24 protein-coding genes, 1 tRNA gene and 1 riboswitch are annotated in these 24,751 nt (G+C 69.9%); of the genes, 16 read left to right on the top strand and 9 right to left on the bottom strand.

Going from position 1 to position 24,751, the window contains the following annotated elements:
* Positions 1 to 31: 31 nt before the first annotated feature.
* From Dvina_RS52875 to Dvina_RS52840, 8 genes are all read left to right on the top strand, one after another.
* On the top strand, positions 32 to 187 hold the full coding sequence (locus tag Dvina_RS52875) for a hypothetical protein (RefSeq protein WP_223099978.1): 156 nt from the start codon (positions 32 to 34) through the stop codon (positions 185 to 187).
* A 1-nt stretch (position 188) separates the two neighbouring features.
* Entirely contained in the window at positions 189 to 2,093 is a 1,905-nt protein-coding gene (locus Dvina_RS55610; protein WP_343217119.1) for an adenylate/guanylate cyclase domain-containing protein, read from the top strand.
* Complete coding sequence (locus Dvina_RS52865; RefSeq protein WP_223099976.1) at positions 2,090 to 2,746, top strand: Crp/Fnr family transcriptional regulator; 657 nt, start codon at positions 2,090 to 2,092, stop codon at positions 2,744 to 2,746. The genes Dvina_RS55610 and Dvina_RS52865 overlap by 4 nt, the downstream gene beginning before the upstream one ends.
* 150 nt (positions 2,747 to 2,896) lie before the next feature.
* Positions 2,897 to 5,263 carry an immune inhibitor A domain-containing protein gene (locus tag Dvina_RS52860; RefSeq protein WP_223099975.1) on the top strand — a complete coding sequence of 789 codons (2,367 nt, stop codon included), beginning with the start codon at positions 2,897 to 2,899 and terminating at the stop codon, positions 5,261 to 5,263.
* A gap of 38 nt (positions 5,264 to 5,301) precedes the next feature.
* The gene (locus tag Dvina_RS52855; protein WP_223099973.1) at positions 5,302 to 5,667 is read left to right on the top strand and encodes a hypothetical protein; all 366 of its coding nucleotides are present in this window, start codon (positions 5,302 to 5,304) and stop codon (positions 5,665 to 5,667) included.
* Positions 5,668 to 5,705: 38 nt separating this feature from the next.
* Positions 5,706 to 6,302 (top strand): DsbA family protein, encoded by a 597-nt coding sequence (locus Dvina_RS52850; RefSeq protein ID WP_223099971.1) that lies wholly within the window; start codon positions 5,706 to 5,708, stop codon positions 6,300 to 6,302.
* Between the two features lie 171 nt (positions 6,303 to 6,473).
* Complete coding sequence (locus Dvina_RS52845; RefSeq protein ID WP_246655894.1) at positions 6,474 to 7,100, top strand: GOLPH3/VPS74 family protein; 627 nt, start codon at positions 6,474 to 6,476, stop codon at positions 7,098 to 7,100.
* A gap of 26 nt (positions 7,101 to 7,126) precedes the next feature.
* Entirely contained in the window at positions 7,127 to 8,635 is a 1,509-nt protein-coding gene (locus Dvina_RS52840) for an APC family permease (protein ID WP_223099970.1), read from the top strand.
* A gap of 184 nt (positions 8,636 to 8,819) precedes the next feature.
* Here the strand turns inward: Dvina_RS52840 and Dvina_RS52835 are convergent, their stop codons facing one another.
* From Dvina_RS52835 to Dvina_RS52825, 3 genes are all read right to left on the bottom strand, one after another.
* Positions 8,820 to 9,014: a hypothetical protein gene (locus Dvina_RS52835; RefSeq protein ID WP_223099968.1), complete on the bottom strand. Its 195-nt coding sequence runs from the start codon at positions 9,012 to 9,014 to the stop codon at positions 8,820 to 8,822.
* A gap of 9 nt (positions 9,015 to 9,023) precedes the next feature.
* Entirely contained in the window at positions 9,024 to 10,085 is a 1,062-nt protein-coding gene (locus Dvina_RS52830; RefSeq protein WP_223099966.1) for a LacI family DNA-binding transcriptional regulator, read from the bottom strand.
* Between the two features lie 135 nt (positions 10,086 to 10,220).
* Positions 10,221 to 11,333 carry an MBL fold metallo-hydrolase gene (locus Dvina_RS52825; protein ID WP_223099964.1) on the bottom strand — a complete coding sequence of 371 codons (1,113 nt, stop codon included), beginning with the start codon at positions 11,331 to 11,333 and terminating at the stop codon, positions 10,221 to 10,223.
* Between the two features lie 258 nt (positions 11,334 to 11,591).
* Here Dvina_RS52825 and Dvina_RS55920 point away from each other — a divergent pair, with 258 nt between their 5' ends.
* From Dvina_RS55920 to Dvina_RS52810, 3 genes are all read left to right on the top strand, one after another.
* Positions 11,592 to 13,199 carry a helix-hairpin-helix domain-containing protein gene (locus Dvina_RS55920; RefSeq protein WP_223099963.1) on the top strand — a complete coding sequence of 536 codons (1,608 nt, stop codon included), beginning with the start codon at positions 11,592 to 11,594 and terminating at the stop codon, positions 13,197 to 13,199.
* Positions 13,200 to 13,279: 80 nt separating this feature from the next.
* Positions 13,280 to 14,287 carry an OmpA family protein gene (locus Dvina_RS52815; protein ID WP_223099961.1) on the top strand — a complete coding sequence of 336 codons (1,008 nt, stop codon included), beginning with the start codon at positions 13,280 to 13,282 and terminating at the stop codon, positions 14,285 to 14,287.
* A 12-nt stretch (positions 14,288 to 14,299) separates the two neighbouring features.
* The gene (locus Dvina_RS52810; RefSeq protein ID WP_223099959.1) at positions 14,300 to 15,613 is read left to right on the top strand and encodes a condensation domain-containing protein; all 1,314 of its coding nucleotides are present in this window, start codon (positions 14,300 to 14,302) and stop codon (positions 15,611 to 15,613) included.
* 213 nt (positions 15,614 to 15,826) lie between these two features.
* Here Dvina_RS52810 and Dvina_RS52805 read toward each other — a convergent pair whose 3' ends face one another.
* The 3 genes from Dvina_RS52805 to Dvina_RS52795 all read right to left on the bottom strand — a co-directional run bounded on the left by Dvina_RS52805 (position 15,827) and on the right by Dvina_RS52795 (position 17,994).
* Complete coding sequence (locus tag Dvina_RS52805) at positions 15,827 to 16,381, bottom strand: Uma2 family endonuclease (RefSeq protein WP_223099957.1); 555 nt, start codon at positions 16,379 to 16,381, stop codon at positions 15,827 to 15,829.
* A gap of 296 nt (positions 16,382 to 16,677) precedes the next feature.
* A tRNA-Lys gene (locus Dvina_RS52800) sits at positions 16,678 to 16,749 on the bottom strand.
* Between the two features lie 117 nt (positions 16,750 to 16,866).
* On the bottom strand, positions 16,867 to 17,994 hold the full coding sequence (locus tag Dvina_RS52795; RefSeq protein WP_246655893.1) for a glycoside hydrolase family 19 protein: 1,128 nt from the start codon (positions 17,992 to 17,994) through the stop codon (positions 16,867 to 16,869).
* 364 nt (positions 17,995 to 18,358) lie between these two features.
* Positions 18,359 to 18,514, top strand: a riboswitch (cyclic di-AMP (ydaO/yuaA leader).
* Between the two features lie 9 nt (positions 18,515 to 18,523).
* Here Dvina_RS52795 and Dvina_RS52790 point away from each other — a divergent pair.
* Positions 18,524 to 19,546 (top strand): coiled-coil domain-containing protein, encoded by a 1,023-nt coding sequence (locus Dvina_RS52790; protein ID WP_223099955.1) that lies wholly within the window; start codon positions 18,524 to 18,526, stop codon positions 19,544 to 19,546.
* Positions 19,547 to 19,618: 72 nt separating this feature from the next.
* Entirely contained in the window at positions 19,619 to 20,575 is a 957-nt protein-coding gene (locus Dvina_RS52785) for an exopolyphosphatase (protein ID WP_223099954.1), read from the top strand.
* Here Dvina_RS52785 and Dvina_RS52780 read toward each other — a convergent pair.
* Entirely contained in the window at positions 20,540 to 21,607 is a 1,068-nt protein-coding gene (locus Dvina_RS52780; RefSeq protein WP_246655892.1) for an App1 family protein phosphatidate phosphatase, read from the bottom strand. The genes Dvina_RS52785 and Dvina_RS52780 overlap by 36 nt on opposite strands.
* A gap of 164 nt (positions 21,608 to 21,771) precedes the next feature.
* Between Dvina_RS52780 and Dvina_RS52775 the strand changes: the two genes are divergently transcribed.
* The 3 genes from Dvina_RS52775 (at position 21,772) to Dvina_RS52765 (ending at position 23,134) form a co-directional block, all read left to right on the top strand.
* Positions 21,772 to 22,041, top strand: a complete 270-nt coding sequence (locus tag Dvina_RS52775) for a hypothetical protein (RefSeq protein ID WP_223099952.1) — start codon at positions 21,772 to 21,774, stop codon at positions 22,039 to 22,041.
* A gap of 30 nt (positions 22,042 to 22,071) precedes the next feature.
* On the top strand, positions 22,072 to 22,344 hold the full coding sequence (locus tag Dvina_RS52770; protein ID WP_223099950.1) for a hypothetical protein: 273 nt from the start codon (positions 22,072 to 22,074) through the stop codon (positions 22,342 to 22,344).
* A 70-nt stretch (positions 22,345 to 22,414) separates the two neighbouring features.
* Positions 22,415 to 23,134, top strand: coding sequence for a hypothetical protein (locus Dvina_RS52765; RefSeq protein ID WP_223099948.1), 720 nt, complete (start codon positions 22,415 to 22,417; stop codon positions 23,132 to 23,134).
* On the opposite strand, the gene Dvina_RS52760 is transcribed toward Dvina_RS52765, so the two are convergent.
* Complete coding sequence (locus Dvina_RS52760) at positions 23,131 to 23,964, bottom strand: AAA family ATPase (protein ID WP_223099946.1); 834 nt, start codon at positions 23,962 to 23,964, stop codon at positions 23,131 to 23,133. The two genes, Dvina_RS52765 and Dvina_RS52760, sit on opposite strands and share 4 nt — an antisense overlap.
* Positions 23,961 to 24,722: an RNA ligase family protein gene (locus Dvina_RS52755; RefSeq protein ID WP_223099944.1), complete on the bottom strand. Its 762-nt coding sequence runs from the start codon at positions 24,720 to 24,722 to the stop codon at positions 23,961 to 23,963. The genes Dvina_RS52760 and Dvina_RS52755 overlap by 4 nt, the downstream gene beginning before the upstream one ends.
* Positions 24,723 to 24,751 lie beyond the last annotated feature (29 nt).

Below are 24,751 nucleotides of genomic sequence, written 5' to 3'. Positions count from 1 at the left end.
GCAGCAGCCGATGTCCCCAAAGCAGTGGTTGATGTCCGAGGAGCAGCAGCCGACGTCCCCGAAGCAGTGGCCGGTGCCCGCAAAGCAGTGGCTGATGTCCGAAGTGCAGTGGTCGGTGCCCGCGAAGCGGTGGCTGATGCCTGAAGCGCAGTCCGACGTGAAGAACAGCAACGGAAGGGGAGGCTGAGATGCCACGCGTCATCGTCTGGGCGGCACATCTCGCGTTGCCGCTCGCTGGGCTCTGGCTGCTGCTCAGCCGCCCCGGGGCCGACGAGATCTGGCAGCACCACGAGGCGCACTTCTGGCTCGTCATGATCGTGGCGGCGATCAACGTCGTCGTCGGCGTGGCCATGAGCATCGCGGCGAAGCGGCGGGGGGACGGGCGGCTGTTCCTGGTGTCGCTGGTGTTCCTGGCCGCGGCCGGGTTTCTCTTCGCGCACGCGCTCGCCACGCCCGGCGTGCTGATCGGGCATCCTAACGCGGGCTTCGACCAGTCGATGGCGGTCGGGCTGATCATCGGGTCGGTGCTCGCGGTGCTGTCGTCGCTGCGGCTGCCGGACCGGATCACGCGGTGGCAGGCCGGGCTGCGGATCGGGCTCGGGCTGCTGCTGTTCGTGTGGATCGTGTGGTCGCTGGCGGACCTGCCGCCGCTGTCGCGGCAGGATCAGATCCGCGACGTCGAGGGGCCGCTGGTCTGGGTGTCGTGGGCAGCGGTGGTGCTCTATGCGGCCGCCGCAATTCGCTTCTTCCTGCTTTACAAGAGGAATCCGAGCGCCGTGCTCATCTCCGTGGTGACCGCGTTCGCGCTGCTGGCCGAGGCGATGGTCACCGTCACCCTGGCCGACAAGTGGCGGCTCTCGTGGTGGGAGTGGCACCTCATCCTGACCGCCGCGTTCCTCTTCGTGGCCTACAGCGCCTACGTGCAGTACAGACGCGAAGGCAGCGCTTCCGGTCTTTTCGACGGCATCGCGCTGGCCGCCACCAACCGGCAGATGCGACAGCAGTATGAAGCCGCGCTCGAGGAGCTCGTCGCCGCGCTGCAGGAGTCGGAGCAGGGCGCGGCGCCGGAGCGGCTGGCGGCGCGGATGGCCGAGCGGTTCGGGCTGACCGAGAAGCAGGCCGAGATCCTGGACCGGGCGGCCGCCGCCCTGGTCGCCGAGCGCGAGCTGTCCGACCAGCTCAAGTCCCTGGTGGCGGTGGGCGAGCAGGCGGAGATCAAGACCGGTGAGGACGAGTTCATCCGCAGGACTGTCGAGACCGTCCGCGGCGCATTCGGTACCATCGAAATCGCACTGAAAAGCGACGGCCGGCTCGAGCAGCCCGAAGGTGCGCTCCCGCTGACGGTCAAGGGTCAGCTGGCCGGGGCCGTCGCCATCAGCGACAAGATTCGGCCGGAGGTCCGGCAGACGCTCGCGCACCAGCTGTCGATCGGACTGGAGAACGCCCGGCTGTACGGCGAGCTCTCCACCCTGTTCCGCCAGTACATGTCACCCGACGTGGCGGCCGCGCTGCTGGCCGACCCCGATCAGGCCGCACTCGGCGGCCGGCTCGTCGACGTCACCGCGCTCTTCGCCGACCTGCGCGGGTTCACCACGTTTTCCGAGGCGGTGGAGCCGGGGGACATCGTGGAGATGCTCAATCGGTATCACGGCGTCGCGGTGCCCTGCATTCTCGACAACGGCGGGACGATCGTGCAGTTCGTCGGCGACGCGCTGCTGGCGCTGTTCAACGCCCCCGCGCGGCAGGAGGACCACGAGGCCCGAGCGGTGCGGGCGGCGCTGCAGATGCAGGAGGCGGTGCAGGGGATCGCCGAGGGGCGGCCCGACTGGCCGCGGTTCCGGGTCGGGGCCAACACCGGGCCGGCGCTCGTCGGCAACATCGGCAGCGAGCTGCTGCGCGGGTTCAACGCGATGGGCGACGCGGTGAACGTGGCCGCGCGGCTGCAGACGATCGCCGAGCCGGGTCAGGTGGTGATCGGCGGCGTGACGTATGACGCGATCGCCGGGCGGGTCACCGCGAAGCCGCTCGGGGAGTTGGAAGTGAAGGGCCGCCGGCAGACGGTGCGGGCCTACGTGGTGGAGGCGCTCACATGACCGAGTTCTTCGATCTGCTGCACGCCGACGAGCAGGCCGCGCTGGAGGCGGCGGGGCACCGGCGGCAGTGGCGGCGGGGGGCGGTGATCTTCCGGGAGGCGAGCCGCTCGGAGGCGGTGATCATCCTGCGGGCCGGGCGGGTCAAGGTCTCCTCGGACACGGCGTCGGGCACCGAGGTGGTGCTCGCGGTGCGGGGGCCGGGTGCGCTGATCGGCGAGCTGTCGGCGATCGACGGCGGGCCGATGTCGGCGACCGTGACGGCGCTGGAGCCGGTGACCGCGCTGTCCGTGCCGTCGCCCGACTTCGAGCGGTACCTCCTGGGGCACGCCCGCGTCTCGTTCCTGCTCATGCGCGAGCTGACCCGCCGGCTGCGCGACGCCGACCGCAAGCGTATCGAGTTCGGCGCCTACGACACGACGGGCCGGGTCGCGGCCCGGCTGGTCGAGCTGGCCGAGCGGTTCGGCGAGGCCGCGCCGGAGGGGCTGCGCATCGGCCTGCCGCTGTCGCAGGACGAGCTGGCCGGCTGGACCGGCTCGTCGCGCGAGGCGGTCACGAAGGCGTTGCGCACGCTGCGTGAAGAAGGGCTGATCCAGACCGGGCGACTCCACGTAATCGTCCATGATCTCGATGCGCTCAGAGACCGCGCTCAATGACGGGTACACCCTCGCGTTGACCCTTGCACATATGCACATACCCCGCTGTTGATCTTCGACGGCCACGATGACCACCTAGTCTTCCGCGACAGGTGCATCGAGGCATCGACGCAGGGCCTCGGTGTTGATTGCCCCACCAGGGAGGTACCTGTGCGTAAGTTGACCGTGGGACTGCTCAGTCTCACGCTCGCGTCGGGGATGGGGGTGTTCGTCGGCGGGGGCGCGGTCATGGCCGCGCCGGTGCAGCAGGCACCGTCCGCCGACGCATCGACGCCCTCCGACGAGCTGTCCAACCCGTTGGAGGACGAGCGGCGTGAATCCCGTGAGGTCGCCCTCTCGCAGGTCCTGAACGGCCAGGCGCAGGCGCAGAAGCGCGGCTCGAGCACCGTCGTGAAGATCGGTGACAAGAGCAGGAGCAAGGGCCACGTCGACAAGTACGTCGAGCTGGCCCGGGAGAAGACCGACAAGATCTTCGTGGTGCTTGCCGAGTTCGGCAACCAGCGCGCCGCCGACTACCCGGACCAGGACACGGCCCCGGCCATCCCGGGCCCGGCGACGTTCGACGGCCCGCTGCACAACGCGATTCCGCAGCCGGACCGCAGCGTGGACAACTCGACAATCTGGAAGCCGGACTTCAGCAAGCAGTACTTCGAGAACATGTACTTCGCCAGCGGCAACGGGGCGGAGTCGCTCAAGACGTATTACGAGAAGCAGTCCTCCGGCCGGTACAGCGTCGAGGGCCAGGTCACCGACTGGGTGAAGGTGCCCTACAACGAGGCCCGCTACGGGCGCAGCAACGGCTACCCGTGCGGGGACAACGTCTGCGACAACACCCACTTCCTGATCCGCGACGCGATCAACGCGTGGGTCGACGGGCAGCACGCCCAGGGCAAGAGCGACGCCGACATCAAGGCGACACTCGCCTCGTACGACCAGTGGGACCGCTTCGACTACGACCACGACGGCGACTTCAACGAGCCGGACGGGTACATCGACCACTTCCAGATCGTCCACGCCGGCGGCGACCAGGCCGACGGTGACCTCCAGCAGGGCGAGGACGCGATCTGGAGCCACCGCTGGGCGGCGTTCCAGAACCGCACGAGCGGCCCGGACTACAACAAGGTCGGCGGGACCCAGATCGGGGCCACCGGCCTGTGGGTGCGTGACTACACGATCCAGCCGGAGAACGGCGGCCTGAGCGTGTTCGCCCACGAGTACGGCCACGACCTCGGCCTGCCCGACCACTACGACACCTCGGGGGCCAGCGGCAACGCCGAGAACCCGGTGAACTGGTGGACCATCATGGCGCAGAGCCGCGTGAGCCTGCCCAGCGACAACGGGATCGCGGCCCGCGCCGCCGACCTCGGGGCCTGGGACAAGTTGCAGCTCGGCTGGCTGGACTACGCGACGGTCAACGCGGGGAAGACGAAGGTCGTCGACCTCGGGCCGCACGAGTACAACAGCAAGAAGCCGCAGGCGGTCGTCGTCGTGCTGCCGAAGAAGCCGGTCACGACCCCGCTGCCGACCCCGCCGGAGGGCACGAAGTCCTGGTGGAGCGGCAAGGGTGACCTGCTCGAGAACACGCTGACCCGCAGCGTCGCGGTCCCGGCCGGCACCACGACGCTGTCGTTCCAGGCGTACTGGGACACCGAGGCGTGCTCCGGCAACACGGTCTGTGACAACGCCTACGTCGAGGTCGACGACGGCACCGGCTTCAAGGCGATCCCCGGCTCGATCACCAAGGCGACCGAGGGCAACGCCATCGACGGCAAGAGCAACGGCTGGGTGCCGGCGACGTTCGACCTGAGCGCCTTCGCGGGCAAGACGGTCGGCCTGCGCTTCGTGTACTCCACCGACGAGAACACCGGTGGCGACGGCTTCTTCGCCGACGACATCAAGATCACCAACGGGTCGACGACGGTGTTCGCCGACGGGGCCGAGAGCGGCCTCAACGGTTGGACCGCTGTCGGCTTCGCCGCCACCGGCAACTCGCTGACGACGGAGTACGACAACTACTACATCGCCTCGCACCGCACGTACGAGTCGTTCGACAAGTACATGAAGACCGGCCCGTACAACTTCGGGTTCGCGGACCGGCCGAAGTACGTCGAGCACTTCCCGTACCAGACCGGCCTGCTCGTCACGTACTGGGACACCTCGTACAGCGACAACAACACCAGCAAGCACCACGGTGCAGGTGAGATCCTGCCGATCGACGCGCACCCCGACCTGAACCTCAAGGCCGACGGCACGCCGTTCCGCCCGCGCGTCCAGGGCTTCGACGACCCGTTTGCGTGGACCATGACGGACCGGTTCACCCTGCACTCGGGCGCGAACAGTGCGCCGAGCACGCTGGGCGGGCAGTGGGGCAACCCGCTGTTCGACGACAGCCAGAGCTACTACCGGGAGGACCCGGCGACCAACACCTACTACGGCGTGAAGGTTCCGAAGAACGGGGTCAAGATCCTCGTCCTCCTCGAGAACGGCACGTCGATGGCGGTGCTCGTCACCGGCTGACCGGGAACCGAACAGCGCGGGAGGAGGTCCAAGTGGGTATGAAAGCACCCCTGGGCCTCCTCCTCGCCGTTGCGCTGCTGACCGGCTGCGCCGCCGAAAAGCCCAAAGACGAAGCGGCGGCGACCGTACCGCCGGTCAGCCCGACCGCCTCGACGAGGCCGCCGAAAATCACGTCGGAGCCACCGGTCGACGCATTTGCGCAGGTCGTTGCCGATGGCCGGGTGCGCATTACCGGCACCTGCGTCGAACTGGTCACCGCGACGCTCAACTGGGTGCTCGTCGGACCGGCCGCGGCCCAATTGCGCGACGGCCAGCAGGTCCGGGCGACGGGCGTGCCCGATCCGAACCGGGAGACCGGCTGCACCGGCAGCCCGCTGCTGGTCTCGAGCGTCGCCCCCGTCTAGTGACGTCTTCCGCCCGGCCGCGGCGAACCGTTTGAGGCATGACCACCACGCCCTTCCAGGTCTCCGTGCCCCGGCTGACGGTCCCGGTCGGCCCCGACGACCACACCCTCGGGCCGGCGGGCGCGCCCGTGTCGCTCGTCGAGTACGGCGACTTCCAGTGCCCCTACTGCGCGATGAGCCACGTCATCCTGCGGGACCTGCTGCGGCTTCGCGGCGAGCTCATCCGGTACACGTACCGGCACTTCCCGCTGACGAACGTGCACCCCTACGCCGACCTGGCGGCCGAGGTGGCCGAGGCCGCCGCCGAGCGCAACGCCTTCTGGCCGATGCGCGACTGGCTGTTCGCCAACCGGGAGGGCATCAACCCGCGCCGGCTCATGGTCGGCGTCGAGCGGCTCGGCCTGCCCTCGTCGGAGATCGGCGACGAGGTCGGCGCCCACCTGTACCTCGACCGGGTCCGCCGGGATCTCGTCGGCGGCGTGCGCAGCGGGGTCGGCGGCACCCCGACGTTCTTCGTCAACGGCGTCCGCCACGACGGCGGCTACGCCCTGGCCGATCTTCTGGAGGCCGTCGACGAGGCCGCCGAAGCCGCAGTCCCACCCGTCTCGGGAAATTCCGGGCAGTCAATTCGGTAATGATTACCGGCGTAACTCCGATTTTGCAAGCGGGGTGTTGCGGTCGGTCAATGTGCAAGGCATGCTTTCGCGTTGGGTCGCACGGTCTTTCGGGCCCTAACTGTCGTGATCTCGGGTTTCGGGGGCCCGGGGATGATTAGGCCGACGATTGGGTGACGGGGTACGCGGTCGATGCTGCTGGCCGATGACTTCTTTCTGATTGCGCACGACGACCGGGACGGCCGGTCGCGGCTCTCCCCTCGCGCGGTGGACCTCGGGCTGGCCGGGGCGATGCTCGGCGAGCTGGTGCTGGAGCAGCGGATCACGATCGAGGGCGCGCGGCTGCGGGTGCTCAGCGGGGAGCCGCCGGCCGACCCGCTCGCGCACACCAATCTGGCCACCATGATCGCTGAGGTGCAGCACCGCGAGGTGCGCACCTGGCTGCAGTTCCTGGGCCAGACCGCCGTCGAGCAGGTCGGGGCCCGGCTGGCCCGGGTCGGCCTGGTGGAGCAGACCCAGGTCCGGCGGCTGCTGCGCTCCACCACCCGCTGGCTGCCGGTCGACGTGAACCTCCCGACCGGCCGCGTGGTGCGGCTGCGCCGCCTGATCACCGGCTTCGAACCGATGCGCGTGGCCGACGCGACCCTCGCCGGGATCGCCGAGGCCACCGGCCTGTCCGGGCACGTCCTCTGGGATGGCGAGCCCGGTGCCGGCCGGCGCATCCAACACACGGTCGGCGCCCTGCCGCCGCCCCTGCGCGACCTGGTCCTGCAGGTCGAGGCGGCGGTCGGTGACGCGGTGCTGTCACAGCGCGGGTAGCACCGCCAACCCCTTTTGGAGGATCGATGTCCGTACCGCCGCCTGCGCGGCCCAGCGTGGTATCCCAGGCGCTGGCCCGTGACCGCCTGGGTGTGCCGTCCGTCATCATGTTCGCCCTGACCGCGGCAGCGCCGCTGATGGTCGTGGGCGCGCTCGTCTCGACCGGCTGGGGTGTGGTCGGCACGACCGGCTTCCCCCTGGCCTTCCTGATCATCGCGGTGATCCTGGCGCTGTTCAGCTTCGGCTACGTCGCAATGTCGCGGCACATCACCAACGCCGGCGCCTTCTACTCCTACATCGCGCAGGGCCTCGGGCGCCCGCTCGGCGTCGGCGGGGCGATGGTCGCGCTCATCGCCTACAACCTGCTGCAGGTCGGGCTCTACGGCGCGTTCGGCGCGTTCCTCTCCCAGTTCCTGGCCGACAAAGCGAAGCTCAACGTCGACTGGTGGATCGTCGCGCTGGTGCTGTGGCTCTTCGTGGCGGTCCTCGGCCTGCTGCGGGTCGACGTCAACAGCAAGGTCCTCATGATCCTGCTCGGCGCCGAGCTGATCGTGGTGACGATCTTCGACGTGATCTTCTTCAGCCACCCGGCCGGCGGCTCGCTCAGCTTCGAGCCGTGGACGTGGAGCGCGCTGAAGGACGGTGCCGGCCCGGCCTTCGCGGTCGCGACCACCGCGTTCGTCGGCTTCGAGGCGGCTCCGGTCTTCGCCGAGGAGGCCCGCAGCAAGAACCGGACAGTCGCCGTCGCGACGTTCCTGGGCCTCGCGGTCATGTTCCTCTCGTACTCGCTCACCAGCTGGGCCGCCTCGGCCAGCATGGGCGTCGACCAGACCGTCGAGCAGGCCCGGGCTTCCCTCGACACCGGCGGCCCGTTCTTCCCGGCCCTGATCGCGGCCGGCGGCTCCTGGACCGGCGACGTCGGCACGGTCCTGCTGATCACCAGCATCGCCGCGGCCGCGCTGAGCTACCACAACACGACGGCCCGCTACGCGTTCGCGCTCGGCCGCGAGCGGGTGCTCCCGGCGTTCTTCGGCCGCACCCGGGCCCGCTCGGGCGCCCCGATGGCCGGCTCGCTGTTCCAGACGATCATCGCCGCCGTTGTGCTGGTGCTCTTCGCCGTGGCCGGCTGGGACCCGCTCGTCAACCTGTTCTTCTGGCTGGGCACCGCGGGCGGTGTCGGCGTGCTGGTGCTCGTGGCGGCCACGTCCCTCTCGGTGATCTTCTACTTCATCCGGGACGCCCGCGGTGAGGGCGCCTGGTCGCGGCTCGTCGCACCGATCCTGGCCACCGTCGCCCTCGGCTACGTCATGTGGCAGGTCTTCGACAACTTCGGCCTGCTGCTCGGCTTCGCGCCGGGCACCGAGAACGCCGCCGTCTGGGCGTTCCCGGCGGCCTATGCCGCGGCCGCCGTCATCGGCATCGTCTGGGCTCTCATCCTGCGCGGTCTGAACCGCCAGGACTACGAGGCGATCGGCCTGGGCGCCCGCGCGAACACCGCTCGCCTGGAGCCGGCGGAGTCGGCCGAAGTGCATTAAGTGCCGTTCCTGGGGGGTACTCCCACAGGGCGCACAACAGCGAGGGAGGCCGACGGTGGTCGGCCTCCCTCGACTGCTTCAGCACCGATCATGGTTCACAGAATCGGTACGACTACTGGCGGCGCTGGGCGGCGGGCGTCACCCGTGGATAGGGTTCGGCCTCCGGCCGCCGGGGCGCCGGGACCTACCCGTAGGTCAGGGCCGGCGTGGGCTCGACCCGGTCGGCGGCCGCGCGCAGCGTGCGGGCGGTGAAGCCCCGCACCTTCTTCATCGTGGCCGACTCGGGGCGGCGGTCGTCGACGACCGGGGCGTTCGGCAGCGCGGACTCGGCCTCGGCCCGGACGGCCTCGAGCGAGACGAACATCGCGATCGGGGTCATGGCTAGCTCCTAGATCTGGTGGTTTGGACCGGTGGTCGCTCTGACCACCAGCGAGACGGGCAGCGTCAGGTGACGCCGCGCCGGGTCTTCGGGCGGGTCGAGCAGCAGCTCGCCCGCGAGCCGCCCGCGCTCGACGCTGGGCTGGCGGATGGTGGTGAGGCCGGCCGGCTCGGCTTCCGGAATGTCGTCGAAGCCGGTGACCGACACGTCGCGGCCGGGGCGCAGGCCCCGCACGCGCAGCGCGTCGAGCACGCCGAGCGCGAGGACGTCGGAGGTGGTCAGGATCGCGGTGGCCCGGTCGAGCCGGTCCAGCGCGTGGGCCGCCGCGGCCGCGCCCTCGTCGCGGCCGTTGTCGGCCGCGTTGATGAGCAGCACCCGCTCCCAGGGCACGCCGGCCGCCGCGAACGCATCGCGGAACCCGCGCACCCGCTGACCTGTCACGTAGTAGCGCAGCGCGTCCGGGTCGGCGTCGACCGGGCCGGTCACGCCGCCGTGCACGATCCAGTGCGCGACGATCGCGACGTCGCGGTGGCCGAGCTGGGCGATGTGCTCGCCGAGCCGGCGCGCGGCCGCGCGCTCGTCGATGCCGACGTAGCCGGCGTCGGGGCCGAACGCCTCCGGGTCCTCGCCGATCACGATCGGGACGCCCCGGGCGCGGATCAGCTCCAGCGCGCCGTGCCAGTCGGGCACGCAGTAGAGGCAGAACGCGTCGACCGCGGCGTTGCTGACCACCCGCCTGCCGGCCTCCTCGTCTTTGGGCAGGTTGAGCAGCAGCAGCGACGTCTCCCGGGCGGAGGCGGCCTCGGCCAGCCCGCGCAGGTACGCCACCGCGTAGGGGTCGGTGAACGCCATCGACAGGTTGTCGGTGAGCAGGACCCCTATCGCGTTCACCTTGCCGCGGCGCAGCGACCGGGCCGTCGGGTTGGGGCCCGAGTAGCCCAGCCGCTCGGCCGCCGCGAGGATCCGGGACCGCAGCTCGGGAGAGAGCTGATCCGGCCGGCTGTACGCGTTGGAGACGGTGCTCCGCGACACGCCCAGCTCGTCCGCGATGGTCTGCAGTGTCGCCGCCATCGGTGCCCCTCCCTCCTGTATCGGTCCAGACCCTTCTGTATCGATACAGTACGCCGCCGCGCGGACACCGGCCAGGCTTTTGTCAGGTCCTGGCAGGTGAGCCGCAACACGTGGTCTGAGCTGGGGATTTAAACGTCACGCAATAGCGCGCCACCACGGTTCAAGAGCCGGTAACGCGTCGATGTTGATCCGGTCACCGGGGCGCGGCACAACCAGCTCGATGTCGCGGGCCACGGCCTCCTCGGCCAGCCGCTCGACCGGCTCCGACCACGCGTGCAGGGCCAGGTTGAACGTGCACCAGTGCAGCGGGATCAGCACCCGCGCCTGCACGTCGAGGTGCGCGCTCGCGCCGTCCTCCGGCTTCATGTGGATGTCCGGCCACGCGTCGTTGTAGGCGCCGACCTGGATCAGCGAAGCGTCGAACGGGCCGTGCTGCTCGCCGATGCGCTTGTAGCCGTCGAAGTAGCCGGAGTCGCCCGTGTAGAACAGGCTGCGGCGCGCCCCCTTCGCGACCCACGACGCCCACAGGGTGCCGTCGCGGGTGAATTTGCGCCCGGAGAAGTGCCGGGCCGCCGTGGCGGTGAGCGTGACCCCGCGGACCTCGGCCGACTCGTCCCAGTCCAGCTCGATCAGGCGGTCCTCCGGCACGCCCCAGCGCTCCAGGTGGGCGCCTACGCCGAGCGGTACGAGAAACGGGGCCTGCTGGGTTGTGAGCAGTGCTTTGATCGACGCCAGGTCCAGGTGGTCGTAGTGGTCGTGCGAGATGACCACGGCGTCGATGCGGGGCAGCTCGTCGATCGGCAGCGGTACCGGATGCAGGCGCTTCGGCCCCGCGAACGACGTCGGCGAGCAGCGGTCGCTCCACACCGGGTCGAACAGCACCCGCACGCCCTCGATCTCGACGAGCGCCGTCGAGTGGCCCAGCCACGTCACGTGCAGCCCGTCCGGCTCCAGCCGCCCACCGAGGTCCGGGCGCCGCACCGGGATGGTGCCGAGCGGCTTGCGGCGCTGCTTGCCCGTCAGCAGCTCGACGAAGGTGTCCCGCATCGCATGCGGCGGCAGGATGTCGGCCGGCACCGTGTTGACGAACCGGCCGTCACCGTACTGCTTCGAGCGGCGCATCCGATCCGCCCGCGCTCCGGCCGGGACCGCTCCCAACTGCGCCGGAAGGTCACGCAGTGCCCACGCGGCGCCACCGGCGGCGGCCGCCACCGCGGCCCACGCGAGCACCCGAGTCGTCTTCCCCATTGCTCCGTCGCCTCCAGTTGTGGTGAGGTTCAGCACCCGTCCGTTTCGATTTTCTCTCGGCCCTCCGGTCGGACAGACACCGGCAGAGCCCCTTCGACGGGCTGCTATCTGCGAAAACGTCTTTCGGCCGGCCCCGTCGCCCTGTCACGGCCGGGGTCGACCCCTCTGTTGCGCGCCATCCAGGTATGGAAGGCTGCGCGCAAACTTCCTCTTCACGCGCTTGCGACGCGTAGGTCACTTCGCCCCCGGAGGCCTGTCGTGGTCTGGTACACCGGCCAGTCACTCCTATTGATTTTGCTCGCCTTCCTGCTCGGACTGCTTGTCGGCTACCTCTGGTGGGGCCTGCGCCTGCGCCGGGTCCGTTCGTCCGAGTCCGCCACCGAGTCTTCATCCACTCCAGCTGTTCGTGACGCCGCTGTCACCGCCAAGCCGGTTGCGGCAACGGCCCCCGCTACTGCCGCTCCGATCGCGGCAGCTGTCGCCGACCCGGAGCCGATTGCCGAGCCGGCCCCCTCGCCGGCCGTTGCCGCTGTGCCGGCCGTTGAGGTTTCGCAAGAGCCTGAGCCCGAGCCGGTTGCGGCCTTCGCTGCTGAGCCGGTTGTCGAAGAGCCCGTTGTCGAAGAGCCTGTCGCTGACGAGCCTGCCATGGACGAGCCTGTCGCCGACGAGCCCGTTGCTGACGAGCCTGTCGTTGTCGAGCCTGTCGCCGAAGAACCCGTCGCCGAAGAACCCGTCGCCGACGAGCCTGCCACGGACGAGTCTGTCGTTGTCGAGCCCGTTGCTGAAGAACCCGTCGCCGATGAGCCTGTCACGGACGAGCCTGTCGTTGACGAGCCGGTTGCTGCGGAGCGTGTCGCGGCGGAGCCTGAGCCGGTCGATGCGGCGCTCGTGGCTGAGGTCGAGTCGGCGTTTGCCGCTGAGGATGCTCCGGCGGCCGATTGGTTGGAGCGGATCGAGGGCATCGGACCGAAGATCGCGGCGGCGCTCCGGGCGGCCGGGATCACGACCTATGCGCAGCTGGCCGCGGCCGACCGGGCCGACCTGGAGGATGCGCTCGAGCGGGCCAATCTCCGGTTCGCGCCGAGCATCGGCACCTGGTCGCAGCAGGCCCGCCTGCTCGCCGACGCGGACGAGGACGGCTTCAAGGCACTGACCGGCCGCTTGATCGCCGGCCGGGATGTTCCGGCCAAGACGGCGGTTGGGCAGCCGGTCGCGGTCGAGCCTCTCGCTGCCGAGCCGGTTGTTGAAGAGTCCCCTGCTGCCGAGCCCGTCGTCGATGAGCCGGTCGCTGTCGAGCCGGTGGCAGCGGAGCCGGTTGTCGAAGAGCCTCTTGCTGCCGAGCCCGTCGTCGACGAGCCGGTTGTTGAAGAGCCCGCGTCGGTTGCTGAAGAGCCCGCGCCGGTTGTTGAAGAGCCCGCGTCGGTTGCTGAAGAGCCCGCGCCGGTTGTTGAAGAGCCGGTCGCCGTCGAGCCTGAGCCGGTTGTTGTCGAGCCCGCGCAGGTCGCTGTGACGCCCGAGCCGGTCGCGGCCGTGGCTGAGCCCGTTGTCGACGAGCCTTCGCCTGCGGTGATTCCGGCGCAGGCGGCTGCGGTCGAGGACGTCGAGCCCGACAACCTGCAGCGGATCGAGGGTATCGGGCCCAAGATGTCGGCGGCGTTGATTGCCGGGGGCATCCGGACGTATCGGCAGCTGGCCGACACCGATGTCGACACCTTGCGCGCGAAGATCGAGGCGGCCGGGCTGCGGTTCGCGCCGAGCCTCGTGACCTGGGCGCGGCAGGCGGCGCACCTGGCCGACGGGGACGAGGACGGCTTCGCCGATCTCACCCGGCGCCTGGTGGCCGGGCGCGACACCGGGCGGGCCTGATGGCGGGTGCGACCCGGACGACCACCAGCAGCAGCTCTCACTGGGTGGTCCGGAAGCGTAGCCCGTGGATTCCCATCGGCGTGGCCGTTGTGGGGCTGGTGGTGCTGGCCGTCGTGACCGAGGTACCACATCGGCATTCGATTGAGGACAATCTCACCGACCGCACCAAGGTGGCGCTGACCAACGCCGGTATCGACGCGGACGTGCAGTTCGTGGGGCGGGACGGCACGGTCAAGGTCGGCTCGGCCGACGAGAAGGACAAGGCGCGCGACGTCACGCTGGCCGTCGAGGGCGTGCGGGTCGTCGACGTGCAGGCGCCGCCGAAGGCCGAGACGCCGGCCGTCCAGGAGCAGCTCAAGTCGGTGCAGGTGAAGCTGCTGGTGGACGGGGGCAAGGTCACGCTCACCGGCACCGTGCCCAGCGACGGTGACCGGACGAAGCTCACCGACGCCGCCAAGCAGGCGTTCGGCGCCGAGAACGTCCAGGACAACATCACCGTCGACGCGGCCCGGGCGGCCGACGGCACCGACCTGGCCGGGCTCGGCGCGGTCGCGGCGGCGCTGGGCAAGGACACCAAGGTCGGCGTCGTGGACCTCACCGACCACGTCATCACCCTGACCGGCACGGTCGCCGCCCAGGACGTGAAGGACAGGGCGGAGGCGGCGGCGAAGACGGCCGCGTCCAAGTCCGGCTCGGTCAAGAACGACCTGGTGGTGGGCCAGGCGGCCGCCCCCGAGCAGGTGCAGACCCAGCTGGTGGCCCTGCCGACCGTGGAGTTCGAGAACAACAGCGCCACGCTGACTCCCCAGGGCCGGGCCGTCGTCGAGAACGCGGCGTCGATCCTCAAGGCGAACCCGAACATCAAGGTGAGCATCGAGGGCCACACGGACCTGACCGGCACCGCGGCCAACAACCAGACGCTGAGCGAGAACCGCGCCCGGACGGTCCTGGACACCCTTGTCTCGCTCGGCATCGCCGGCGACCGGCTGAGCTCGAAGGGCTTCGGCGAGAGCCGCCCGAAAGTGCAGGGCACCGACGCCGCGGCCAACTCGGTGAACCGCCGCGTCGAGTTCATCGTGCAGCAGTAGTACCCGACCGGGATGGTGATGATGAGCGGCCTGTCCGAGCGAATCGCCATCCCGTTCGAGGGCGAGGGCGCCGGGGAGGGCCCGCTGAGCTGGGGCCAGCAGTCCATCTGGAAAGAGATGGCGACGGCCGGCAGCTCGCTGGCCCTCGGCGCGGTCCGAGAGCTCGAGCCCGGCACGACGGCCGGGCAGTGCGTCGAGGAGTACCGGTTCTACCTGAGCCGGTACCAATCGATGCGCACGCTCCTGGCCTTTTCAGCGGATGGCGGCGTCTCGCAGGTCGTCCATGCGTCGGGGACGGCCGGGATCGACGTGTATGACGCGGGCGACCGCGACCCGGCCGCGGTCGCCGCGGAGGTGAGTGCGCAGTACTACGCCGTGCCGTTCGACTACGAGCGGGAGTGGCCGATGCGGGTGGCGCTCATCCGCCGCGCCGGAGAGCTGACCCACCTGGTCGTGACCCTCGCCCACCACGTCGCCGACCCGACGGCCGCCATGGCGATGTTCGAGGACTTCTCCAACCGCGACTCCGGCGAGCCGCTGCGCCCACCCGGCCTCCAGCCGCTGGAGCAGGCGCGCCTGCAGCAGAGCCCGTCGGCGCTCCGGCAGCACGAGGCGGCGCTGCGACACTGGGAGACGCAGCTCCTGGCCGCCCCGTCTCCGCGCCTCCCGCCGCCGCCCGCCGCGGCGCCGGCCGAGTTCTGGGAGCTGGACCTGCTCTCCCCGGCCCTGTACAGCGGCCTGCGCCTGATCGCCGCCCGCCTCGGCGTGACCACAACACCCGTCCTGTACGCGGCGTTCACCAGCGCACTGGCCCGGGCGGCCGACACGTCCACGGTGGCCACCATGATCACGGTGAACAACCGCTTCCGCCCCGGCCTGGCCGACGCCGCCGGCCACATGAGCCAGCACGGCCTGTGCACCATCGACGTGACCGCCGCCGACACCTTCGACGACCTGGTCCTCCTGGCCCGCCGCCGCCTGCTGACCGCCCAGAAACACGCCTACTACGCCCAGACCGACGTCGACGCCCTCATCGCCAGACTCACCCGCGACCACGGCGTCAACCTCGACCGCCTGTGCCTGTTCAACAACCGCCGCACCGAGGACACCTTCATCGACCCCGCGCCCACCCGTCCCGACACCCCCACCACCCTCGAGTGGCGCCGGCTCCCGAGCCTCCACCAGCCCCTGATGGTGCACGTCAACGACGCCGAGGACGCCCTGAGCATCCGCGCCCAGTTCGCCACCACCGCCATCAGCCGTACCGACCTGACGGCCCTGCTGCACCAGACGGAGTCGACAGTCCTCACCGCGGCCCTCACCTAGCGCTCAACCCGTCGCCCGACAGCGGCGGTCTCGCCCCCACCTCGTCATCCGGCCCGCGCCGAACGCGCCACGCGACCGCTTCCGATCCGCTGAGCCACGATTTGCACGCATCGCCGGGCGGCGGACCTGCTGGCAGATCAGACCCGGGCGGACAGCCATCCCGCGTGTGGCAGCACTGGACAGTGGAAGAAATGTGTGCGGGGCTGCCGCCGTTCAAGCGAGATCCGAGGCAATCAGGTCATCCACAGCGAGCTCGACACCGGCGTACGGAACAGAGATTCGCTCGCCGTGAAGGTATTCGACCCGAGTCCGGTAGCCCGTTGCGATGGGTCCGGTGTGCTCGTAGATCGCCTCCTGGGTGATCACCCAATAGACGGCGTAACCGGCCTGGCCATACAGCCTGGCCTTGACGTTCAGGTCCTGAATCGTGGTCTCGTCAGCCACTTCTACGACCAGCAACACGTCGGCCGCGTCCCACACGGAAAGGCGCGTCCCGATGGTCCCGACCGGCTCCGCATCCGCCCGCCGCACCCAACAGTCCGGATCGGGCAACGAGCCCCCAGTCGGCAGCGTCGCCGTCGTCACCCGCACCCCGACCCGCGGAAGCAAGGCCAGCACCTGGCCGACCGCGTCGCCGTGCCAAGATCCGATCACCACTGGCCAGATCTCTCCCTCGACGAGTTCCACCCGGTGGTCGAAGGCCTTGGCCTCCCAGGCACGCACGAACTCGCTCTGGCTCCATCGATAGGCGAGCGCGGGCTGAGTCATGGACTAAGCCTACCAACGAGCATCGCCGCAGCACGGGCTGGAAATCCGCCCGCCGCATGCGCCTCTCGGCGTTACACAGCCTCGATCTGACGTGCAGGCGACCGTTGATTCACACGAACGTGAAGCGCGCCCGCCGAAGCGCCGGGCTACTGTGCAACTCAGCCCCACGCCGAGTGACTTCTGCCCTACCGTCCAGCCATGGTGATCTGGCGGCGCAGCGATGCCAGTGGCCGCGCAGCGGCCATGGGGGCCGCGGGTGGGAACCCCCGCCGCGCGGAACGCGCAAAGATACAGAGTGGGCCGCCAGGGACTCGAACCCTGAACCTACGGATTAAAAGTCCGCAGCTCTGCCATTGAGCTAGCAGCCCGCGCCCCACAGGGTACCCTGTCCCGCCCCCGTGGTTCGCGTGTGTTTCCGGGGCGTCGGGAAAAGAGGGGCGGCGGCCCCCACACCCCGGGAGGGCCGCCGCCACCGTAGGGAAGTATCAGCAGCTCAGCGCCCCGCCGCCCACGCCCACGCCCAGGATGGAGACGAAGCGCTGGTAGGCGGTCACGCGGCTCTGGACCTGGGCGGGGTTGCGGCCGCCGCACTCCAGGCTGCCGTTGATGCTGCGGATGGTCTCGCCGAAGCCGGCGCCGTTGACCATGGCGTTGTGAGGGGTCATGGTGCCGGGGCCGCTCTGGGTGTTCCAGTACCAGAGGGCGGTCTTCCAGGCCACCGCGGAGTCGGTCTGGACCAGGTTGGGGTTGTGCAGCAGGTCGATGCCCAGTGCGTCACCGGCGGCCTTGTAGTTGAAGTTCCACGACAGCTGGATCGGGCCGCGGCCGTAGTACGACGCCTGGCCGGCCGGGCAGCCGTAGGGCTGGCTCGTGTCGCAGTAGTGGGGGTAGTTGGCCGTGTTCTGCTCCACGACGTAGACCAGGCCACCCGTCTCGTGGTTCACGTTGGCCAGGAAAGCGGCGGCCTCCTGCTTCCTCAGCGCGTCGGACCCGGTGCCGGCGAAGGCGGGGTACGCCTTCAGCGCCGCGACGAGGCCCGAGTAGCTGTAGAACGAGTTCCGGGACGGGAACATCTGGTTGAACTGCGCCTCGCTGACGACGAATCCTCCGGTGGAGGGGGGCGGCGTGGTCGCGCCCCCGGTGGAGCCGCCGCCGGTGGAGCCGCCCGTGCAGGTGTACGGGTCCCAGTACCAGGTGCTGACGACGGGGCTGTAGCCCGGGTTCTCGTGCTCCGCGATGTAGAACTTCCCGTCGGTGAACTTCACGATGTCACCGGTCGCGTAGTTGTGGCCCTGGACCCACGCCGGGAAGCTGCAGCCGCCGGCGCTGCCCGTCGCGGGAGCCCCGCCACCGCCGCCGGTGGACGAGCCGCCGCAGGCGCCCTGGTCCTGCCACACGCCGGTGTTCCCGGGCGGGGCCTCGTTCTGCGTCCACCACTTCGCCAGGAAGTTGTGACCGTTGTGGGAGACCGTCGCGCCTCCGGTGTACACCGCCGAGGCCTGCCATGCGGGGCTGCAGGCGGCGGCCGACGCGGGCAGCATGTTGAAGACCGCGACGACACCGCCCACGATTGTCACCGCGGCGAGCATCGCCAGTAGGCGCACTCTCGACACCTGATCACTCCTTCATTTCCGGAAGACCGGCCCAGAAGATCAGGCCCGGATGCCGGAAGGAGCGAAAGAAATCGCTTTATGAAGAATATTTACGGTTGCGTTGAACCATCACGCTGAGCTACGAGCCAACCACGCGGAAATGACCGCCGACGAACATCGCCGCAGGCCTCACCGCTGCGACGCCGGCGTGGTCGGACCCGCTGGCGGCCGCGTAAAAGCGACGGTAAAGAGTGATCCCGGTCACGCGGATAAACCAAGAGCCCGGTGGACGCGGCCTCCGCACAAACCGTGCGGTGCGCGAATGCAGCACCCTGGGTACAGTGACCCACGGTCACGTCCTCAAGGGCACCGCCCCCGGTGCCGGGCGGGGCTGCCGCCCAATCGCCGCACCGTGGCGAGCCGGGGACCCACCGTTACGTTGGGGTGAATCCGCCCCTCCGCTCCCAAGGCGGGGGGATGGTAGGGGTCGTTCCGTCCCGAACCCGTCAGCTAACTCGGTCGGCGGCCGACGGAAGGAACAACGAACCAGATGTCATCGCGACATCCCTACCGGCGGATCCTCGTCGGGCTACTGGCGGCTCTGGTGCTCGGGGGGCTCGCCGCCACGCCCGCCGCGGCCGAGCCCGGTGGCGACACCGGCGACGAAGGCTCCAGCGCCAACCCGACCCTCGGCTCCGTGCTCGAGGACAGCACCCGGGCCTGGACCGACGCGAAGGCGAACTACGACGCCTCCGTCAAGCACCAGGCCGAGCTCACCGCGCAGCTGCAGGCGACCGAGGCGCAGCTGGTCTCGATCCAGGCGCAGGTGGAGGCGATCGCCGTCGCGGCTTATCGCACCGGGCCGCTCACGACGATCTCCGCGCTGATGGACTCGACGAGCCCCGACAGCTTCGCCGAGCGGGCCAGCTCCATCAACCAGATCGCCCACCACAACGATCACCTGCTCCACGACTTCAAGCAGCTGAAAGAGCAGCAGGCGGCCCAGAAGAAGGCCCTCGACGACGAGGTCGCCGCCCAGCAGCAGCAGGTCGCCACGATGGAGCAGAAGAAGAAGGACGCGGAGAACGCGCTCAAGCTGGCCGGCGGGCCGAGCAAGGGCTTCGTCACCGCCAACCTGCCCAACGCGGACCCCGTCCCCCGCACGGCCGGCGGAGCGCTGCCCAAGGAGTCGTGCAGCGTCAAGGACCCCACGACCACCGGCTGCATCACCCCCCGCATGATCCACGCCATGCAGGAGGCGCAGAAGGACGGCTTCAAGCGGTTCGTCGCCTGCTTCCGCCCGAGCGGGCCCTACGAGCATCCGAAGGGTCGCGCCTGCGACTTCTCGGTGCAGACGAAGAGCGGCTTCGGCGGCGTGGCCTCCGGGGACGACTTCGTCTACGGCAGCACGCTGGCGGCGTACTTCGTCAAGAACGCCAACGCGCTCGGCGTGATGTACGTGATCTGGTTCAAGGAGATCTGGACCCCGGCGGTCGGCTGGCACCACTACAGCGGCGTCGCCGGTGATCCCTCGAGTGACCACACGAACCACGTGCATCTCTCCATTTTGTAAAACACCTCACCTCCACGAACGGCCGGCCGATGGGGAAACCGTCGACCGGCCGTTTGTGCTTAGGGGATTGCAGTGAAGTACCGTCTCGTGACCCGCAGCGACTTCGACGGGCTGGTCTGCGCGGTGCTCCTGCGCCAGCTCGACCTGATCGGTGACATCACGTTCGTGCACCCGAAGGACGTGCAGGACGGCGCGGTCGATGTCGGCCCGACCGACATCCTGACCAACCTGCCCTACGCGCCGGGCGCGCACATGGTCTTCGACCATCACCACTCGGAGACGCTGCGCGCCGAGCAGCTGCACCGCGGCCAGGCCACCAACCACGTCATCGACGCCGAGGCACCGTCGGCGGCCCGGGTGATCTACGACCACTTCGGCGGGGCCGAGCGGTTCCCGCACGTCTCCCCGGAGCTGATGGAGGCCGTCGACCGGGCGGACTCGGCACAGTACGACATCACCGAGATCCTGCAACCGACCGGCTGGACCCTGCTCAACTTCCTCATGGACAGCCGCACCGGCCTGGGCCGCTTCCGGCAGTTCCGGATCTCCAACTACCAGCTGATGATGCAGCTCATCGACGCCTGCATCGACCATCAGGACGTCGAGGAGATCCTGGCGCTGCCCGACGTGGCGGAGCGGGCCGAGCTGTTCCGGGAGCAGCAGGATCTGTTCAACGACCAGCTGCGGCGGGTGTCGACGATGCACGGGGACGTGGTCGTCGTCGACCTGCGCGACGAGGAGACGATCTACGCCGGCAACCGCTTCATGGTCTACGCGCTGTTCCCGGAGGCCCGCGTCTCGATCCACGTGATCTGGGGCAAGCAGAAGCTCAACACCGTGTTCGCGTGCGGCAAGTCGATCCTGGACCGCTCGTCGCCTGTCGACATCGGCTCGGTGATGCTGCAGTACGGCGGGGGCGGCCACCTCGCCGCCGGCACCTGCCAGGTCCCGCACGACCAGGCCGAGCGGGTGCTGGAGGACCTCATCCGGAAGCTAGAGGATCTCCGTATCCCGCAGAAGACGCCATAGGCCCGCACCGTCGGGCGCGCTGAGCCAGCGGCGGTCGTTGGGCGGGAAGCGCCGGGGCGACCCGGCCACGCCCGGGAACCCGCCGGCCAGCACCGTCTCGGCCGAGGAGAGGTGCCGGATGGCGACGGCCGCGATCGACTCCGGATGCTCCGCGGCGAACTCGGCGTAGATCTCCGGGTCGTGCTGGCCGTCGTCGCCCACGAGCAGCCAGCGGATGTCCGGAAACTCCTGGGCCAGCCGGGACAGCGAGGCCCGCTTGTGCGCCTGGCCGCTGCGGAAGAACCGGTCCGGCTGCGGACCCCAGTCGGTGAGCAGCAGCGGGCCGGCCGGGTACAGGTGCCGGGACAGGAAGCGGGTGAGCGTCGCGGCCACGTTCCAGGCGCCCGTCGAGAGGTAGAAGACGGGGGCGCCGGGGTTGGCGTTGACCAGCCGCTCGTACAGGACGGCCATTCCCGGTACCGATGCGCGGGCGTGCTCATCGAGCACGAAGGTGTTCCAGGCGGCCAGCAGCGGCCGCGGCAGCGTCGTGACCATCACCGTGTCGTCGACGTCGGAGATGATGCCGAGCCGGGTGGTGGCCGGGTCGATGATCCGGATCGGGGCCTCGACGGGCGCGCTGTCCTCACTCTGCAGGGTGACGGTGGCCCAGCCCGGCGCCAGGTCCGCCTCGACGACCACGTCGATGAACCCGCCGCGGTCGCAGCGCACCTCGGAGGTGTGCCCGCCGGCCTCGATGCGCACCAGGGCGTTGCTGACCGAGACGGCGGTGAACGAGCGCCAGCCGCGCAGCTTCTTGAGCCGCTTGCCCGGCTTCGGGTCGATCCGGGCGAGGAGCACCCGCCCGAGCACCCGCACCCAGCCCGGCTTGGCGTCGGTGGCGGCGGAGCCGTAGCCGGTGTAGGCGGTGACCGCGACCTTCCAGCCCCGTCGGCGCAGGCGCCGCTCGAGGACCGCGTGGAACGCGTCCTCGATGCGCGCCGCCCGGTGCAGCGGCAACGGTGCGCTGGTGGCGCTACCTACAGGAAGGGACACCGTCCCACCCTGTCACAGCCGTGCCACCCCTGCACCCCGCTAACCGATCAACGCAATGTGACGGGGAGACGACGCTGGCATGAAACCGGGAGCCCGAACCGAACCGGCGTCTCTAACGTAGTTCCTATCAAGCAAGCACGACCGAGGCGCACAGGAGGTGCGAGATGGCTACCACCACATTCGAGGCCGTTCGGGCCGAGGCACTGTTCGCCTCGGACCTGCAGTCGTCGCAGTGCCCGGCCCGCGGCGAGATCCGCGGTGCGGTCGCCGCGACCCTGCGCCGGATGGGCGTCAGGGGCTGCGCGGCCTGCGTCGCCGCCGAGTTCGGCGACCACCCCGAGACCGCCGTCACCCGCATGGCGTGGGCCCTCGCCCAGGTCCGCGCGACCTACACCAACCGGCGGCCCCGAACGATGCGGACGATCGCCGCTTGAAAAACGCCCGCGCGGGGCAATACCACGGCCATGCAAGAGCTGCACGTCCACATTGAAGCCGACGGTGCCGACCCCGCTGTCCAGCGGCTGCAGGAGCCGCTGGAGGCCCAGCTGAGCTCGGCGCTGCAACGCGCCGCCGAGGTCATCCAGCACGACTACCACGGAGAGTCCGTGGAGGAGGTCAGTCACCGGCTCCTGGATATCGCCCGGAGCAGCCTCCACCCTGACATCGCCAACGCCTGGCTCCCCGACGAGCACGAGCTTCGGCAGGCGGCCGAGGCCATCGTGAGGGATTTTCACTGATTGCCCGGGTTGTGCAACCTGTCCGCTCCACACTGTCCTCCTAGGGCCGTTTTCAACCCAGGAGGACAGCGTGGAGCAGCACAAACTCACGATCGACATGAACGAGGCCACGATCGAGCAGCTGCGCGACCACCACTTCGCGCTTTTCGGGCTCCACGCGATCGCGACCTCGGCCAGCGGCGCGCCGACGATCTGGCTCTCCGCGCACTACCTCGAGCGCCATGTCGAGATCTCGTGGATCGAGAACTACTCGATGTTCACGTCCCGCAAGATGGCGCACGCGCCGAGCACCAAGGTCGTCGCCACGCACAACTACCCGGCCCCGCTGGGCAGCGTGCTCACGGTCTCGGGCAACGACGGCGCCGGCATCGTGACCCCGGGCGGCCCGGCGGGGCACATGGAGATCGACAACGCCGGCCGGACCGAGCTCAGCGCGGGCCTGTGCATGCACGACTCGCACGGGATGTACCAGCCGATCGGCGTCTTCGACCTCATCGACGTCGACCTGTTCCAGCCGGTACCCAAGGTCGCGTTCTTCTTCTCGCCGATCCCGCACATGGCCGGTGAGATCGCCACCCGGTCGCTCGGGCCCGGTGTCCTGCTTGACTACCAGATGGCGCGCGACGGGTCGCTCTCGATCGAGTACGACATCCATGACGGCTGGGCCGTCGAGAACCGCCCCTACGCCCGGGCGATCAAGGCGAACGAGCCGCTCAACCCGCTGCTGCTCATCCGCTCATCGGCCCTGCAGGCCCTGGCCATGCAGCGCCAGCGCATCACCAGCCGTTAGACGTTGGGCACCCAGAGCACCGAGTGGGCCTCCGACGGGTCGGGCACCTCCCAGCGCCCGGCCATCCGGTCGATGACCGCCGGCGGTACCGTGCGCGACCGGCCCCGATTGCGCCGGTGCACCACGTCCGGCGGCGCCTCGACGCTCACCACCTCGACCCGCGCGCCGTAGTCCGCGGCCACCGCTATGCTGCGCGACCGTAGCGCGCGGGTCAGGTTCGTCGCGTTCCAGACGTAGCCGCGCCCGGCCCGCAGGTGCTCCTTCGCCCGGGCGTACGCGGCAGCGGCCACGGGCCCCTGGTCCCCCGTCGGCCGCACGCCGAGCTCCGCGCGCAGGTCGTCCAGGCTGATCACGGGGACGCCCGGCCGATTGGCCGCGATCCAGTGGTCCTTGCCGGCCCCCGGAAGCCCGGACATCACGGTCACCGTGCACTTCGTGCCGTCGTGGGCCGCATAGGCCGGATCGCGGCCGGGCGTGCGGAAATACTCGAATCGCGCATGGTCCGACGGGAAGTCCCTCGGACGATCAAAACAGCCGATTTCGCGGGTGTACTCCCGGAAGAGCGCGACTTCCCCGAGGAGCCTCCGGTCGCCACCCGCCGCCGCGGCGGCCACTGCCGCCAGATGGTAGTTGCGGGCGACCAGGCTGATCCGGAAGGCGATCCGGTCCAGGTCGCGGTGCTCGAACGCGCCGAACGGCAGCCGATGGTGGCGGACCAGGGCGGCCACGTGCTCCCGGAAGGCGATCGGCACCCCGCGCTCCCAGAGGACGCGCCGGGCCCGGTGTTCTCCGGCGTCGAGCAGGAGCAGCGCCTCGTCGACGGGGTTCACGTCCGCAGCCGGTTGGCGACGATCGGGCGGTCCTGCCAGTGGCTGCCCGAGTCGAGGATCGCGGTGTGGAAGCTCGGCCGGACCCACTTGTAGCGGCCCAGCACCGCGTCGGCGTCCTCGAGCTTGAGGTACAGGCCCTCCATCTCCTCGGCCGTGTCGGTCTCGCGCACCACCCGCTCCGGGTCGGCCCCGCCCGCCACCGCGGCCTCGCGCAGCGCCTCCCGCCACGACCCCGTCCGGCACGTCGACGGGCCGGCCAGCGCGGTCAGTTCGGCGAGGTCGGTGAAGACGTCCTCGGCCAGCACCGGCACCGACGCGATGGGGAGGCCCGCGAGCAGCTCGCGGCGGCGCCGGGTGGACAGGAACGTGCCCGCCTGCCTGTCGAACACGTCGAACTCGCAGAAGTGGTGCGGCAAAGCGTCATAGAAGACGGTGTGTTTCGCGTAGAGCCACTCGCCGTACACGATGAATCGGTCCTTGATAACGGGCCAGAGGGCGTATCGGGCCCCCGCCGCCCACGCCTTGAACGGCGCGAACTGCTTCTCCCGCGGGCCACCGGACAGATAGTGACCGCGTGACTGCAGCAGCAGCGTGCCGTCGGTATCGAAGCTGATCGCCGCGTTGGCCCCGTCCAGCTTCTCCTCCACGACCAGTGCCCGGCCGGCCAGCTCGGTGAACGGCACCTGCGCGAGATCGTGGTCCCCCGGCTGCAGGCGCGAACCCTGCACATGGGGCGTCCGGGGGTATTTGCGCAGCATCAGACCGTTGTACCGGAGCCGAAAGCGGC

Source organism: Dactylosporangium vinaceum, from assembly GCF_019904175.1.
Classification (GTDB): Bacteria; Actinomycetota; Actinomycetes; order Mycobacteriales; family Micromonosporaceae; genus Dactylosporangium; species Dactylosporangium vinaceum.
Note: the sequence above shows the minus strand (reverse complement) of the source record. Positions and strands in the feature narration are given on the sequence as shown.